This is a genomic window from Domibacillus aminovorans (genome assembly GCF_001643235.1).
GTDB lineage: Bacteria > Bacillota > Bacilli > Bacillales > Domibacillaceae > Domibacillus > Domibacillus aminovorans.
Genome location: NZ_LQWY01000038.1, coordinates 1 through 15,727, shown reverse-complemented (window position 1 = coordinate 15,727; position 15,727 = coordinate 1). Strand labels below are relative to the sequence as shown.

The 15,727-nt window shown below is 39.2% G+C and carries 10 protein-coding genes and 2 pseudogenes; 3 read left to right on the top strand and 9 right to left on the bottom strand.

Annotation, left to right across the window (positions count from 1 at the left end):
• Positions 1-10 precede the first annotated feature (10 nt).
• The 7 genes from AWH49_RS12910 to abc-f all read right to left on the bottom strand — a co-directional run bounded on the left by AWH49_RS12910 (position 11) and on the right by abc-f (position 9,808).
• Positions 11-847, bottom strand: a complete 837-nt coding sequence (locus tag AWH49_RS12910; protein WP_063966043.1) for an ABC transporter ATP-binding protein — start codon at positions 845-847, stop codon at positions 11-13.
• Positions 848-922: 75 nt separating this feature from the next.
• A complete protein-coding gene (locus AWH49_RS12905; protein ID WP_063966042.1) occupies positions 923-2,638 on the bottom strand; it encodes an ABC transporter ATP-binding protein in 1,716 nt (571 codons plus the stop codon).
• Positions 2,639-2,668: 30 nt separating this feature from the next.
• Positions 2,669-3,703: a FecCD family ABC transporter permease gene (locus AWH49_RS12900; protein ID WP_063966041.1), complete on the bottom strand. Its 1,035-nt coding sequence runs from the start codon at positions 3,701-3,703 to the stop codon at positions 2,669-2,671.
• On the bottom strand, positions 3,704-4,762 hold the full coding sequence (locus AWH49_RS12895) for a FecCD family ABC transporter permease (protein ID WP_063966040.1): 1,059 nt from the start codon (positions 4,760-4,762) through the stop codon (positions 3,704-3,706). It lies immediately after the preceding gene.
• 161 nt (positions 4,763-4,923) lie between these two features.
• Positions 4,924-5,880 carry an ABC transporter substrate-binding protein gene (locus tag AWH49_RS12890; RefSeq protein ID WP_063966039.1) on the bottom strand — a complete coding sequence of 319 codons (957 nt, stop codon included), beginning with the start codon at positions 5,878-5,880 and terminating at the stop codon, positions 4,924-4,926.
• Positions 5,881-6,002: 122 nt separating this feature from the next.
• Positions 6,003-7,499: a helix-turn-helix domain-containing protein gene (locus tag AWH49_RS12885; protein ID WP_169815998.1), complete on the bottom strand. Its 1,497-nt coding sequence runs from the start codon at positions 7,497-7,499 to the stop codon at positions 6,003-6,005.
• A gap of 680 nt (positions 7,500-8,179) precedes the next feature.
• The gene (abc-f, locus tag AWH49_RS12880) at positions 8,180-9,808 is read right to left on the bottom strand and encodes a ribosomal protection-like ABC-F family protein (protein ID WP_063966037.1); all 1,629 of its coding nucleotides are present in this window, start codon (positions 9,806-9,808) and stop codon (positions 8,180-8,182) included.
• Between the two features lie 675 nt (positions 9,809-10,483).
• Between abc-f and AWH49_RS20790 the strand changes: the two are divergent.
• Positions 10,484-10,656 (top strand): annotated as a pseudogene (locus tag AWH49_RS20790) (IS6 family transposase); the annotation flags it as partial.
• 142 nt (positions 10,657-10,798) lie between these two features.
• Here AWH49_RS20790 and AWH49_RS12875 read toward each other — a convergent pair.
• Positions 10,799-11,692 (bottom strand): DMT family transporter, encoded by an 894-nt coding sequence (locus tag AWH49_RS12875; protein ID WP_063966036.1) that lies wholly within the window; start codon positions 11,690-11,692, stop codon positions 10,799-10,801.
• An 865-nt stretch (positions 11,693-12,557) separates the two neighbouring features.
• A pseudogene (locus AWH49_RS12870) lies at positions 12,558-13,139 on the bottom strand (MFS transporter); the annotation flags it as partial.
• Between the two features lie 38 nt (positions 13,140-13,177).
• Here AWH49_RS12870 and AWH49_RS12865 point away from each other — a divergent pair.
• Positions 13,178-13,885, top strand: coding sequence for an IS6 family transposase (locus AWH49_RS12865; RefSeq protein WP_063966035.1), 708 nt, complete (start codon positions 13,178-13,180; stop codon positions 13,883-13,885).
• 663 nt (positions 13,886-14,548) lie between these two features.
• Entirely contained in the window at positions 14,549-15,676 is a 1,128-nt protein-coding gene (gene solA / locus AWH49_RS12860; protein ID WP_063966034.1) for an N-methyl-L-tryptophan oxidase, read from the top strand.
• Positions 15,677-15,727: the final 51 nt, after the last annotated feature.

The window sequence follows — 15,727 nt, the reverse complement described above, 5'->3', positions numbered from 1 at the left end:
CACTGATTTTTTAACAAACAGCTGCTGGTTCTTTTATGTTTATTTGTTTCTTTTCTACCCCATCTGTCAGCTCATAAGGCAGGCAAAGTGGACCGCCTGTGCGTGGGTCAGTGATAATATCCGCTTCGATCGCAAACACTTTGCGCAGCACATCAGGAGTGACCACCTCTTCTGGTGTTCCTGCGCTCACCACTGTTCCTGATTTGATTGCCACCATATGATGGGCAAATCTAGTCGCTTGATTCAAATCGTGAACAACCATAATAATCGTTCTTTGCTCTTCTTCATTCAGCTTTTGCAGCAATTTCAGAACTTCAAGCTGATGAGCCATATCAAGGAAAGTCGTCGGTTCATCAAGAAACAAAATGCTTGTCTGCTGAGCAAGCGCCATCGCAATCCATGCTCGCTGGCGTTGCCCTCCTGATAACTGGTCAACAGCTCGATCATAAAATTCTGTCATTCCAGTTACTTTAATCGCCCAATGAATGATATTCCGGTCTTCCTTGGTCATTGTGCCTAACCCTTTCTGATGCGGATAGCGGCCATAGCCGACCAGCTCATATACGGTTAATCCATCTGGTGCAATTGGATTTTGCGGCAAAATGGCTAAATCCTTAGCCACTTCTTTTGTTGACTTCTTATGAATCATCTGCCCGTCAAGCATTACTCCCCCATTAATAGGTATCATAATACGTGCCATCGTTTTCAAAATAGTTGACTTGCCAGAACCATTTGCTCCTACTAAAGCGGTAATTTTCCCATTCGGCACAGACAAATTCAGCTTATCGACGATGATATTTTCCCCATAGCCAATAGTTAAGTCTTTAGTTGATAAACGATCAGCCATTTTCTTTCTCCTCCTATCAATCTAATCATCTTCTAAAATCCGCTTTTTCCAGCGAATTATGGAAGGAACTACGAATTACATTTGAAACTGTGCATGATGCAGTCTGCTGTATGTACCTCCTGCTTCAAGCAGTTCTTTATGTGTTCCTTGCTCTTTAATGCCCTCTTCCGTGATAACTAGAATTCGATCAGCATTTTTAATCGTAGCAAGGCGATGGGCAATCACAAGCGTGGTTCTGCCTTGGGACAGTTTATTTAAGGCTTTCTGGATTGCTGCCTCCGTTTCAGTATCTAACGCAGATGTCGCTTCATCGAGAATGAGAATCGGCGGATTTTTCAGGAACATCCGAGCGATAGAAAGCCGCTGCTTCTGTCCTCCTGATAATTTGACGCCGCGTTCACCAATTAATGTATCCAATCCATCTGGCAGTCCGAGGATAATATCTTCCATTTGTGCCCGGTTTGCGGCATCTCGAATTTCCTCTTCAGTCGCATCAAGCTTTCCGTAGGCAATATTTTCCCGAATCGTTCCATCAAAGAGAAACACATCCTGCTGCACGATCCCAATTTGCTGGCGCAATGATTGAAGCACCATTTCCTGAATATCAATGCCGTCAATCGTAATGCTGCCTGACTCAATGCCGTAAAACCTTGGCAGCAAACTGCAGATCGTCGTCTTGCCAGCTCCTGATGGTCCGACAAGTGCTACAGTTTCTCCTCTACTGACAGTAAAATGAATATTATTGAGCACTTTCTCTTTTCCTTCATAGCCAAACGTAACATTTTTATATTCAATATCTCCGTTTAAATGTTTAACATCAATCGCATTAGGTATATCCTCCGTATCAGGCTCGGTGTGAAGCAACTCCTGATAACGGCGGAAGCCAGCTACTCCTTTTGGATAAGTTTCAATAACAGAGTTAATTTGCTGAATCGGTGTAAGAAAGATATTGGAAAGAAGCACAAAAGCCATAAATTCTCCAAATGTCATTTCTCCCTCGATCACAAACCATGTACCACATCCTAAAACGAATAACGAAACGACTTTCATCAGCAAATGGCTGACCGATGAGTTCCACGCCATCACCTTGTAAGTAACAAGCTTCGTTGTACGGAACCGCTCATTGTTTACACCAAATTGTGCAATTTCGTGATCTTCATTAGTAAATGCTTTTACGACCCGAATGCCGCTCACATTATTTTCAACTCTGGCATTAAAATCGGCAATATCAGCAAACATTTGGCTGAATGCACGCGACATTTTCTTGCTAAAATAAATGGATAGACAAATTAAGAATGGAATAATAATGAATGTCAGCACAGCAAGCTTCCAATTAATCGACAACATTAAACCAAAGGCTCCAAACAGAGTCATCGCCGCAATAAACAAGTCTTCCGGGCCATGATGGGCAATTTCACCAATATCCATTAAATCATTGGTCATCCGTGAAACGAGATGACCGGTTTTATTATTATCAAAAAATCGAAAAGACAGCTTCTGGACATGGTCAAATAATTTTTTCCGCATATCCCTTTCAATATTAATCCCAAGCATATGACCCCAATATGTAACAACGTAATGTAGGAAAGAGCTAAGCACATAAATCCCAAGCAAGCCGACACATGCCCATATAATTGAACTCCAGTTGCCGGCTGGCAGTAAGTCATCAATCACTTTATTAACCGCTAAAGGAAAAACAAGCTCCAATAAGGCCGCTAAAATTGCGCAAGTAAAATCGGCAGTAAATAACCATCTATATGGCTGGTAATAAGAAAAAAATTGTCTTAACATATTGAGTAAGATCTCCCTTCGTTAGAACCGTCAAGCTTTTGAGCGGGCAAGCAAGTATAAAAAGTAAGGCGCTCCAATCACCGCGACAACGATACCTGCTGGAATTTCCGAAGGCTGTATAATCCAACGTCCAATTGTATCAGCTACTAGAACGAGCAGTGCTCCTGCCAAGGCAGATCCAGGAAGCAGAAATTGATGTTTCGGACCAATCAGACGGCGAACAAGATGGGGAGCAATCAATCCGACAAACCCAATGCCGCCGCTGACAGAAACGGAAGATCCTGCTAATCCAACCGCTGCTGCAAGAAGAACCAGTCTTTCTTTTTCTACAGAAGTTCCTAGTCCGACAGCCATCTGATCGCCAAGGCTTAATATATTTAGCACGCGAGCTTTATAACATACAAATGGCAATAAAATCACAATAAACGGAAGCAGTGCCGCAACAAATTTCCAGTTAGAGCCCCAGATACTTCCGGCCATCCATGTTGCTACAAACTGATATTGCTCTGGTGAGAGGCGCAAAGTTAGCACAATCGTAAACGCACTGATACCTGCAGCAACAGCAATTCCTGTCAATAAGAGCCTAGTAGGTAACAAACCCTCGCCTTTTTTAAAAGAAAGGACGTAAATTAACGCAGCGGTCAGACCAGCTCCCAGCCAGGCTAATACTGGCAGGAGCAGCACAGAACTAACAGTTTGCGTTGGAAAAAAAGCAACGTACAGCATCACAACGAGCCCTGCTCCGGCATTGATTCCCAGGATTCCGGGATCTGCCAATGCATTTCGGGAAAGCCCCTGCATGACGCAGCCAGAAACAGCAAGTGCAGCCCCGACAAGAACAGAAATGATAATACGTGGAAGCCTAAAATCAAACAAAACCAGCTCCTGCTTGTCCGTACCCGCTCCAAATAAAGTTCTAATTAATTCTATTGGTGTTAATCGGATATGCCCTGTATTGACACTGATAATAAAGGCAACAACAATTAAAACTAAAAAAACAGACAATGTCGTTATACTCCTTTTTCTTCTCTTCGTTTCAGCAGGTGAAAAATCAGATAATTCCACTTATAGTCCTCTCCTTTCTTTGCGGGCAAGGTAAAGGAAGAATGGTACACCAATTAAAGCAATTAAAGCCCCGATCGGTGTTTCATAAGGGGGATTAATCATCCTAGCGGTAAAATCGGCCCATAGGAGCAATAAGCTTCCAAGTACGGCTGAACACGGAATAATATAGCGGTAATCTACCCCGACTAAATATCTGGTTAAATGCGGAACGATAAGCCCTACAAATCCAACTGCACCAACAACCGAAACAGCGGATCCAGCTAATATCAGGACAATAATCACTCCCGCAAACTTAACCGTTTTCGTTTTTTGCCCTAAACCGGAGGCAATCTCCTCACCAAGACTGAGCAGCGTGATAGATCGTGAAAGCATAATGGCAGCAAGAATCGCGGCACCAACCCAAGGAAGCATAATTTCCAATTGTTCCCACTTTGTCCCAGCTACTCCGCCCGCATACCAAAAGGCAAGATCCTGCCCGATCCTAAAATATAAAGCAATTCCTTCACTTAACGCACCGAATAAAGCACTGACAGCCGCACCGGCAAGCACGAGACGCAGCGGTGTCAAACCACCTTTTGTCATGGAACCAACTCCAAATACAAGTCCCGCTCCTCCTGCAGCTCCGATAAAGGAGAACATAATTAAGTACATGTACGGTAGCCCTGGGAAAAAAGCAAAGCAGAGCGCAAGCGCCAATACTGCACCAGAATTCAAACCGAGCAGCCCCGAATCAGCAAGCGGATTTCTTGTCATTCCCTGCATAATGGCGCCAGCAACCGAAAAGCTTGCGCCTACTATTACTGCCCCTAGTACTCTAGGCAACCGCAATTCCCTGATAATCTGATGATCATTTAAATTAGGATTAAAATGAAAAACAGATTCCCATACAACAGATAATTTAATATCAGCTGCTCCAAAAGAAATGGAGAGAGCTATACTAAATATAAGTGCGGCAATGCCTCCTGTCATAATGATCGTGGCGGCTAACGGACGTGAACGTAGCTGAGGTTCCGCTATCTCAATCTCCGTTTCTTCTATTTTCATTGCAGTCATTCCCATCATCCATTCACCTTTAACTTAAAATATTTACACCAAAACGAAATTGACTATCATTATCAATTAAAAATTATAAAACAACTCTTATGTTTCAAGATACTAGTGAAGCTTCTTTACATACGATTTCATCTGCGACGGCACATAGATGGTTTTATCAAATAAAACTATTTCTCAAGCGCTTCCAGCATGTCGGCAAATTCCTCAGCTTGGTTTGCCACAGAAATCGGATCATACGGCCAGAAGCGATCCGGGTCCGGGAACATTACATGGTTATTTTTTACTGCATCAAGATTGTTCCAAATCGGACTTTCCTTATCGAGTTTTCCACCATTAGACTCATCTACGAAGATATAATCTCCTGCATAATCCTCCAATACTTCATATGAGATTTTAAGGAATTCATCCGGATTTCCAATGACATTTTTAGCAATCGCATCAGTCGGTGTTAATTGCAAATGCTGATACAATGCTTCACCGCCCCGATATAAACTATCTCCATACACATAAATATCCTTATCATATGCTCCGATCAGCGATACGGTCCGATCACCGACGACTGCCCGTGCTCTTTCTCTAGCTGCTGCCATTCTTGCATCAAACTGTATTTCCCATTCCTTCATTTTCTCTTCTTCCCCAAGTAGTTTTCCGACTTCTTCCATCTCTTCTTTAACATTATTAAACGTTAAATATGGATAGACAATCGTTGGCGCAATTTGGGACAGCTTCTCATAGTTACTTGGATCATCATATTGAGTAATAATCAAGTCTGGTTCAAGCTCAAGAATTTTCTCATAGTCTGTTCCTTCACCAATATCCTCTACTCCATCAACTAAATCTTTAATATGGGGATTTTGAAGATACCTACTTGCTGCTCCGACTGGCTTTACATCTAAAGCCAGGAGCGTAGCTAACAATCCCTCCTGTGCCACAACACGCTTTGGATTTGCCGGGATTATCACCTCTCCATTAACCGTTTCGACTACCCGCGTTTCTTCAGCAGCAGCCTTATTATCTCCTGCTTTTTTCTCTGAACTTTGGCTACCCTCGTTACTGCTGCAGGCTGTCAATACAGCAAGAAAAATAACAGTTAGTAGTATGCATAGATTATTGTGTATTTTCATAAGTATGCTCCCTCTTTCGCTATAAATGATAATGATAACCATTTTCATTTATAATTGTAACAAGAGCGATTTAAAAAAGATATGGACAATCATAACTAACTCAATATGGACAAATGTCAGATTCACGACCTGCCCAAGATGTATTTCACTTGAATATCTAATTGTTTCTCCAAAGCGACACCTTCACTCGCCCAAAAATCTTCAAGGCGTAAGAGATAGATTTGTCCGTTTTTTGCTGCCGGTAGCTGACGCCAAATTTCACGTTCAAAGATTCTTGCTGCTTGCTCTACAGAATCGACCACAACAAACATATGGTCAGCTGCATAAGCAGAAAGTTCATTTTCGGAAATCATCAGATGCTTATTAGGCTTCAATACCTCCTTTTGAATACGCTTGGCAGGAGTCAACTTCAACATTGTATAAAGATTGAAAGCTCCTCTTGCAGTCGCTTTCCATATCCCTACATCCCCGGTCCAATATAACTCATAAAGCCCGACCGTCTCTCCCTCTTTTAGCACCCCTTTCAGCATTTCCCGTGCACATTCCGCTTTTTCCCGAAATGTCTGAATCCACTCATTCGCTTGCGTTTCTCTTCCAACGATTCGTCCGATCAGCTGTACTTCTTCCAAACGGTCATATGTATCCCAATCAAGCATCATTACTGGTGCTACGGACTCCATCTCCTCGATCATCTTTTGATTTGGATATAAATAAGTAGGAGCAATAATCAAATCCGGCTTAAGATCACGCCATTGCTCGATAGTAGGCAGTCTGTCAGGGGCTAATTGGATCGATGAGATTACTTCCTCTTTCAGCAGCTCAGGGACATTATCATACGATGAGAGAACAGCGACCGGCTTTATTCCTGTCGCCAGCAATGCCCCTGTAAACTGAAGGGTAGCGATTCGCTCAAATTTCCTTCCTTTTCTGAACTCAGTCGGCGACATCCCAGTCATTTTACGAAATTTTCTGCTTAAATAAAGACCATCCTGATAACCAACTTTGCGCGCAACCTCCCCAATCGTCAGACTATGTTCAAGTAAAAAGAACTTCGCCTTATCCATGCGAATGTGCGCTAAATAGTCAGAAAAACTCCAATCTGTTTCTTTTTTAAACCGCTCAGAAAAATAGTTTGGATGATAGCCAAAGTATTTTGCTACGGAGTCCCTTGACAAGGCTTGATGAGAATGTGAGTGAATATATTGCAGCACCGAATGAAAAGACGAATTAAATGTACGCTGTTGAAATAAATTGAATTCAACCTCAATTTTTGCAATTAATTCGTTCAACAAATAAATAGCTTTTGAATTATCAGCTTCTTTAGCAAATATTTTAATCAGCTGAGCTGCTAAATTTTTCACCTCTGCTGAAGCCGGATGATAAAACAAACCACTCTGCGGAAATAAATCAGCCGAGCGTTGATAACTTAGCTCTTCCTCTGTTACTCCTGTCAGCTTATAACTTGAAAAAAAGAACAAGTCATAAATAAGTTCAGTTCCCTCTGTATGTCGAATCTTTACCTTTTCCTGAGGTTTTATTAACAACACTGAGTTGTTCTCAAGATTGAACACTTGGTTTCCACATTGAACTTCTGCCGTTCCAGATAAAATAATGATCATAATCTCCAGTCCTGTTTCATATTCAACTTGCTTCCTCGTATTGGTACGAATATGAATGCCTTTTTTAAAGCAATAAACTCTTTTCTGTATTAACATCTTATCCTCCTTCAGCCGCTGCATTGATGCTTTAATGATCAGCATCGCTTTTGTAAATAACTTAAACATCAATGTGATTTTTTCAACAGGAATCCCAATAGATAAATCATTTATATACAAATAAACTTATCTCTTTTACCTTATCCACTTAAATGAAAATGATTTTCAATATCAGTTATTCATATTAAATTTTTTTAACGGATTTGTCAATAAGAAGTAACAGCCACTTATTTTGTGCTGAGGCCTGTGTCCGGAATCGAAAAAAACACAAAGAAAAACAGCCGTAAGACAGGATAAAAAGGTCGATTAATTATTGATATCGAAAGAATAAATATAATCATTTAATCTAGAGTTATCAAAAGAAAAAATCCAGAGAGAAATGAAATTCCTCACTGGATTTTTTCTTTACATTCATATAGGTGTCCTACCAGCAAACAGATTTTTTTCGAACATAAATAGTTCATCATTAGCATAATCAAGTTCGTTCAGATTTTAGCAAGCCCACGTTTAAGGATTGACTATAATAAATTATTTATCCTTACTTAACTAAGCTTATAAAAGTTTACAATTATAAGTTTCTTCGATTAAAGCTCATTTATTTGCTTCGTGAGTTCTTTAAATTTTTTGTCAAGTTCCGCGTATGCTTCATCTTTTGAAGTTAAAAAGCATAGCTTCCCTAAAACTTCTTGTCTTTCTGTTTCAAGCTTCAAACGTAATTCAGCGAGATTATCTCTTTTTTGAGATGTTTCTTTCAATTGCTTCTGTATGCTATTATTTGAAAATACCAGTCTACTGCTAGTCGTTTTTTCAAGGAAGTACCGATCATGTGAAACAACAAGCAGTGTACCATTATATTGTGCTAATGTATTTTCAAGATGTTCACGTGAAGGTAGGTCAAGATGATTTGTCGGCTCATCTAAAATAAGCACATCTTTTTCATCTAATATATACGCCATCAGCTTGCACTTTACACGCTCACCCATACTCATGTTCGTGATTGGCACTGTCCATTGAGACGCTGTAAATCCTAAATGCTTCATTAAATTTTGAACTTTTCCTCTCGCTTCGAATGTTTCTTTATAAAATAGCTGCTCGGGTGTTTGTTCAAGTGGTAAATCAAACACTTCTTGCGTTAAATAACCAATATTTGCAGATGGTGAAATCCATACATCGCCCGCAAAGGTTTCCTGTCCAACAATTACTTTCAATAAAGTTGTCTTTCCACTACTATTCGGACCTATTATTGAAACCTTCTCACCATGCTGAATCGTAAAATTGACGTTTTTAAATAGTGTTCGTCCGTCAAAAGCCTTTGTTAAATTCTTAACTTCTAAAAACCGTTTTCCTACCTTGTTATTTGCTTTAATTGAAAAGCGTACATTATATTCTGACTCAACAGGTTCAGCTTTTGCTTTTTCAAGCTCTTTTTCAAGACGCTTTCGTTTTGATTTTACTTGTGCATCCATGCGCTTTGCTTTTACGCGATAGTGTTCTTTAAAGCCTTCCTTTTTTGTCGATTGTGCATGAGCTTTTTTCGACCAAGAAGTGAGCTCATTCATTTGCGCTTCAATGCGTTCAACCATTTTTTGCTGTTTTTCATATTCTCGTTGCTGAGTAAGTCTTTTCTGTTCGCGAACCTCCATATAACTAGAATAATTACCTTTATGTTCAATAAGTTTTTTACCTTCAACCGACCAAATTGTTGTTGCAACAGCATCTAAAAAATAACGATCGTGCGAAACAATAATAATGGTACCTTTATAATTCTTAATTTGTTCATTGAGGAACTCCGTACTTTGTTCATCGAGATGATTTGTCGGTTCGTCTAATAGTAAAAGGTGTGCATCTTTTGAAAAACCTTTTGCAAGTCGTGCTTTCAATTTTTCTCCGCCACTTAATTGTGAAAAATTGTGGGTTGGTACATGCCATTTCTCTAGTAAAGTGCCTTCTAAATGTGTCACTGCTTCGGAAGAATATGACTCGGTTTCTTGTTCGACCAAAACAATTTTCAAGTTCTGTTGTAGCCATTGAATTTGTCCTTTTGCTGGCACTAAGCCATTGTTAATTAATTGCAACAAGGTAGATTTCCCAGCACCATTTTTGCCAATGACTCCGATGATATCTCCTTGTTGTACACTAGCTTTTACGTCTTCAAAAACTGTAAGATCCATTATTTCAAAGCTGATATTTCGTAATTTTAGTAATTCTTTCATAAAATCTATCCCTCTCTTTAAAGGGAGAATAAAAAACCCTCCCAATTCATTTGGAAGGATTAGTCGCATTTTCACATTGCTCAAATAAGCTATTTCATTAAATAGCTCTACAGTTTATAGAAAATGGGCAGACTAATCCTATTTCGTATCATTTGAAATATGCGATTTCAAATTTAAAAAATAAGATTATTTGTCCATCGTCCACCCATCATCCCTTCTATCATTTAATAAAAACATTGTAGCATAACTCATCTGAAAAAGGAAAAGTAAGTATGCTTCCTAAATGTTGTAAATAGACTTAACCAAAATCGTGTTTGTGAAATTTAGAAAAATGAAGAGACTCCCTATTCTTGCGTCCTCCATCCTACTGCATGCTCCCTCACCATACTCATAAATTCCCACGCTGTATGAGACAGCAAATTATCCTTATGATGGGACATAATCGTTGAAACGCTGCCCAAACCGGAATCCCAAGGAATGGATCGAATCCTGTTCTGGTCAAGGTCGTTTCTTAAAAAAGGGAAGGTTGGCATGCTACGGACTTTCAAAATAAATAAAAACGGTTCTGGTGCAAAAACTTAGGGACAGTTGCAAATCATCTTTAAATCTTGGAGATACTAATACTATTACTTTAAAAAAGGTGCGTGATCAGTATGGAAAAGCAACATTTATTCAAATCGTTTTATCAAGAAGCGAGTTCGTTCTATATTAGGATTGAAGTCCTTCCAAACGGCTAAACAGATTATTTATGGGGTCATATGCTGAAAAAGAAGCAACTTCTTCTAAGGGATAACTCTGTCAAAAATCAAATAACGTTCATCCATCAATTGTTTGGTCTATCAGCTTAACTAGCGATTCTGATAAAGTTTCATACGTCTTTTTTAATAACTACCATATTTGCACCAGAACCGTTCGACAGTAGACCGAAACTGTTGAGTATCTTATCATACAAAAACAGCGGGAACCAAATGGTTCTCGCTGTTTTGTACGTTATTTAATTGGGACTTTCATGAATCGTTTTGGAAATGTGATTGATTTATTTTCGCTAACAAATGTTGAGCCTAAAAGAAGCGCTCCACCAAGCATTTGAACAGCTGTCATTTGTTCTTGCAAGATAACAGCAGAAATCAGGATAGCTACGAATGGATCTACATAGCTGAGCATTGCAATGCTCTGTCCCTTTAGTTTTTGCATCCCTGAGAAAAATAACCAAAATCCAATACCCATGTTAACAATCCCTAATAGGATGATAAAAGGAATGGATGATCTTGCTACTTCCAAGATACTGACTCCCTCAGTAAAAAGCACATATGGCAAGAGAAGTAACGCAGTTGTTCCGAGCTGGATGATGGTAATTTCTAGCTTGTCCATATTGTAAATAAATTTATTTAATAACATTAATGCAGCGTAAAATGCAGCTGCGACTAATCCAAAAAAGATCCCAAGTAGATCCCCTTTTCCAGACGCACTGATACCATTTCCAACAATCAATACCATCCCTAATATCGCAACACCAATACAAACCATCTTTTTGATCGGTAATTGTTCCTTAAGAATGATTGGTGAGAGAATCATGACAAACACAGGAGCAAAGTAATACCCCAATGTTGCGTTAGTAATGGTTGTATGATCATAAGATTGATAGAGGAAAATCCAATTCCCTCCTAATGCTATACCAGAAAGAAATAAGACGAAAGCATTCGCTTCCACTAATTTCCACGGAATGGATTTTTTCATCGTAAAAAATACGAACATTAAAAATAGACACCCGATTGAACTACTTAGTAAAGCTGTTTCACTCGAAGATAAATCAATGTATCTTTGAACTAAACCAATCGTACCAAAGATGATCATTGATAATATAAACTGAATTTTAGATTTCATCGTTTACTCCTTCGAATCTGCGAAACAGCTTATATTTCGCAGATTCTTAATCTGTTTTAAATATAAGCTTATTCAGTGCTGACCCAACAGCTGGAGTAAACGGTGGTGGCGGTGATGTTGAAAATGGCTTCCAAGTGTATAGATTTATATTTGATAATGGCATAATGATCCCCCTGTTTCTATTAGCATATTTTGATGGTAAAAAGTTAATCATTTTTTATTGTCAAAGCTTTATATTCTCTCATTGTACTATATAAAAACTTATTCAACTAGCGAGTGCAATAGTTCAAGAAAGAAAAAACAAGATGGTTATTACTCAACAGTTCATTCATATTGCGGCATAGCTGAATATAAACTGCAAACACTACTAAATCAGCAGCGTTTGCGAAATAAAATATGTGACGTTGGAGAATTTATGACCCGGTATGTAGAGAAGAAAACTTACAAAACCAAGCATGATGAGGCCTAAAATAAGATCAACAAAAGTAAGAAGCTTCTTCTCATCTCTTTGGATACGATCTGAGCTTGAATCACGGGTGAAGCAGCCAGTAATATACCTAAAATAAATGCTGTATAACTGAGCCAAGAATATCTATTGGGATGTTTTATCATTTTTCCCACCTATATATCATTTCGTGAAATATATTGTATCATATTCTAGAACTTTAAAAGATAACTGGAAAAATTATGGTGGAATATTGAAACGTTATTTAAAAGAATTGATGTGCATTACGCCTATAAATGTAAGCAGGAATTACGTTGGCTTAACCAACAGTTGACCAAAACTGTTGAGTAAAAGGCTCTTTCGATAACTGACTTAAAAGAAAGACTCATTAAAGAATAAGGAATTTGATTAAGAAAAACTTTATATCAGCTCTTTGCTTTGAGCCTTACGAGACCAAACAATTACAGGAATAAGCAACAGTGACAAAACAGCTCCAGAAAGTGATAGTGCTGCATAACTAGAGTGAGCAACTACCATTCCTGATAGCGCACCTCCTGAGGCACCTGATAATGCAAGCAAGACATCAACCGATCCCTGTGTTTTTGCGCGGATAGATGGATGTGCTGCGTCTACAATGAGAGCCGTTCCGCTTATTAAGCCAAAGTTCCAGCCAACACCAAGCAAGACTAATGCGCAGATCAGCAGCACCATTGAGTCTGCCGGTGCAAAAGCCGCTAGCATACCAGAGGCCAGAAGTGTGACACCCGAAGCAACAGCCACAGTAGTACGACCGACTTTATCTACCAGCAGGCCTGTCAAAGGCGAAGGAAAATACATGGCGCCTATGTGAAAACCTATGACCAACCCGACTTCTCTCAAACCATGGCCATGGTGTCCCATATGAACCGGTGTCATGGTCATAATAGCCGCCATGACAAATTGAGTTAAAACCATAATTGTAGCGCCTACGACAATTCCTCTTTTGTTTATTGGAGCACTTTTCTCATGTACTATTACTTTAAAAAAGGTGCGTGATCAGTATGAAAAAGCAACATTTATTCAAGTGGAAACATGATCAGCCTGACATTATTTTGTTAACAGTGAGGTGGTACCTGCGGTACAACTTAAGCCTTCGTAATGTGGTGGAGATGATGGAAGAACGGGGCTTATCGATGGCTCACACAACGATTATGCGTTGGGTTCATCAATATGGACTGGAATTAGATGAAAGAGTACGGCGTCATCTTAAGCAAACAAATGACTCCTGGCGAGTCGATGAAACGTATGTCAAAGTAAAAGGTCAATGGATGTACCTGTATCGTGCTGTCGATTGGAAAGGAAACACCATCGATTTTCACCTAAGTAAAACAAGAGACTACAAGGCTGCAAAACGCTTTTTCAAGAAAGCTTTGCGGTCTTTTCATGTTTCGAAACCTCGTGTCATAACAGTGGATAAAAACCCTGCTTATCCTCTAGCCATCAAAGCCTTACAAGAAACAAAAAGCATGCCGACAGGCATGCAACTCAGACAAAAGAAATATTTAAACAATATCGTGGAACAGGATCATCGTTTTATCAAAAAGCGAGTTCATTCTATGTTAGGATTGAAGTCCTTCCGAACGGCTAAACGGATTATTTATGGAGTGGAAGCGATGCATATGCTGAAAAAGAAGCAACCCCTTCTAAGGGATAACTCTGTCCAAAATCAAATAACGTTCATTCATCAACTATTTGGAATTGTTGCTTAAGACCAGATTCCACTAGGAAACTTTTCGCCTCTTTATATCTTCCCCAATTATTTGCACCAGAACCCGCCTTTCTTTGTTAGCTTGCGGTCATTTACACTTTTTTCACTACAGAAGCGATTCCTTGGCTTCGCAGTTTATTTTAAAACCGATAAAGAAGATTAACTACCATGCTTGATTCATGGTTTTATCAGAACATCATCAATACATATTTTTTTATTGTTTTTGTCGTGCTTTTTGCATCTGGTATAAACGTAAAGTATTATTACTATTAATAAGTATTTGTCCAGTATTTAACGCATCCACACCAGCAATCAAATCGTCTGATGGAAAAGAACCAATACTAGAATCTATTACATCCATAGCTGCATCATAAACTGAGTTATAAGCACCTTCGTGGTACAAAACGAGAGAGTGAGATCACATCGCCTGCCCAGCCACCATAGTCAGACAACTGTGTTCCAACTAAAAATACTACGCTGTTTAAAGCAGCTGCAAAGTGATGAATTCCAATTGCTTTCTTACTGATTGGATCATAAATTTTTTCTATTGGCATAACAACATTATTCTTCACTAAATCCACAAAATTTTGATTTCAGGAGAATATTTGCCAATACTTAATACTTTAGTTACAGGGGGATTTATTACAAGGAGGGGTAACGTACTATGCATTATGACGTAATTGTAATTGGAGCAGGTTCGATGGGGATGGCGGCAGGTTATTTTTTATCAAAGAGTGGGAAAAGAACGTTATTAGTAGATTCCTTTAACCCGCCCCATAACAAAGGGAGTCATCACGGAGACACGAGAATTATTCGGCATGCGTATGGTGAAGGTGAAGAATATGTTCCGTTGGCGCTCAAGGCTCAAGAATTATGGAACGACTTAGAGAAAGTGACGGGAAAACAATTATTTTTCCCAACCGGGGTTCTAAACGTGGGCCACGAAAAAACGGATTTTATCCAGAACATCATCTCAAGTTCAAAAACCTATTCATTGCCACTTGAGATTTTAGGTTCAATTGAAGTGAATAAGCGTTGGCCGGGCATCACTTTACCGAACAAGTACATTGGTTGCTTCGAACCAACATCAGGAGTGCTGAAATGTGAGGAATGCCTTGAAGCATATCGAGAACTTGCAGAGCGACACGAAGCTACCATCTTAACCAATAGTAAAGTGAAAGAATTATTGGTTCATGATAAAAGAGTTACCATCAAAACCGAGGATCAAACTTTTAGCGCTAATGCGTTAGTGGTTTCAGCAGGAGCGTGGTCAGGAAGCCTCCTTTCCATGTTGGATTTAAATCTTCCTCTAAATCCAGTAAGAAAAACATTTGCTTGGTTTGATGTCAATGAAGATTTATATAATCATAAGGATTTTCCAGCCTTTTCGTTTGAGACATCTCAAGGACAATATTATGGTTTTCCAAGCATCGATGGTTCCGGATTAAAAGTAGGCCGACATGATGGAGGAGAAACAATCAATCCAGATGATGCCATCCTGGGATTTGGTGAACTAGAGAGAGACGCGACAGATTTAAGACAATTTTTACATCACTATATGCCTTCTACACAACAATTGAAGTACGGTAAAACCTGTATGTATACACTGACTCCTGATGAAGATTTCATTATCGATTTGCATCCTACCTATTCAAACGTTGCCATTGCATCAGGCTTCTCAGGACATGGCTTTAAATTTAGCAGTGTAGTTGGACAGATTTTAAGTGAATTGATTATTTCAGGGAAGACTGAACAAAACATTTCCCCTTTTTCAATCAATCGATTTAAATAAACTTCTTTAACTCCCATGAAAATTAAAATCTCCGATTTAGAGAAAAAGGCA

Excerpts from the sequence above, each read along its gene's own strand:
- AWH49_RS12910 (WP_063966043.1), bottom strand. The coding sequence starts at position 847 with ATGGCTGATCGTTTATCAACTAAAGACTTAACTATTGGCTATGGGGAA.
- AWH49_RS12905 (WP_063966042.1), bottom strand. The coding sequence starts at position 2,638 with ATGTTAAGACAATTTTTTTCTTATTACCAGCCATATAGATGGTTATTT.
- AWH49_RS12895 (WP_063966040.1), bottom strand. The coding sequence starts at position 4,762 with ATGGGAATGACTGCAATGAAAATAGAAGAAACGGAGATTGAGATAGCG.
- AWH49_RS12890 (WP_063966039.1), bottom strand. The coding sequence starts at position 5,880 with ATGAAAATACACAATAATCTATGCATACTACTAACTGTTATTTTTCTT.
- AWH49_RS12885 (WP_169815998.1), bottom strand. The coding sequence starts at position 7,499 with ATGATCATTATTTTATCTGGAACGGCAGAAGTTCAATGTGGAAACCAA.
- abc-f (WP_063966037.1), bottom strand. The coding sequence starts at position 9,808 with ATGAAAGAATTACTAAAATTACGAAATATCAGCTTTGAAATAATGGAT.
- AWH49_RS12875 (WP_063966036.1), bottom strand. The coding sequence starts at position 11,692 with ATGAAATCTAAAATTCAGTTTATATTATCAATGATCATCTTTGGTACG.
- AWH49_RS12865 (WP_063966035.1), top strand. The coding sequence starts at position 13,178 with ATGAAAAAGCAACATTTATTCAAGTGGAAACATGATCAGCCTGACATT.
- solA (WP_063966034.1), top strand. The coding sequence starts at position 14,549 with ATGCATTATGACGTAATTGTAATTGGAGCAGGTTCGATGGGGATGGCG.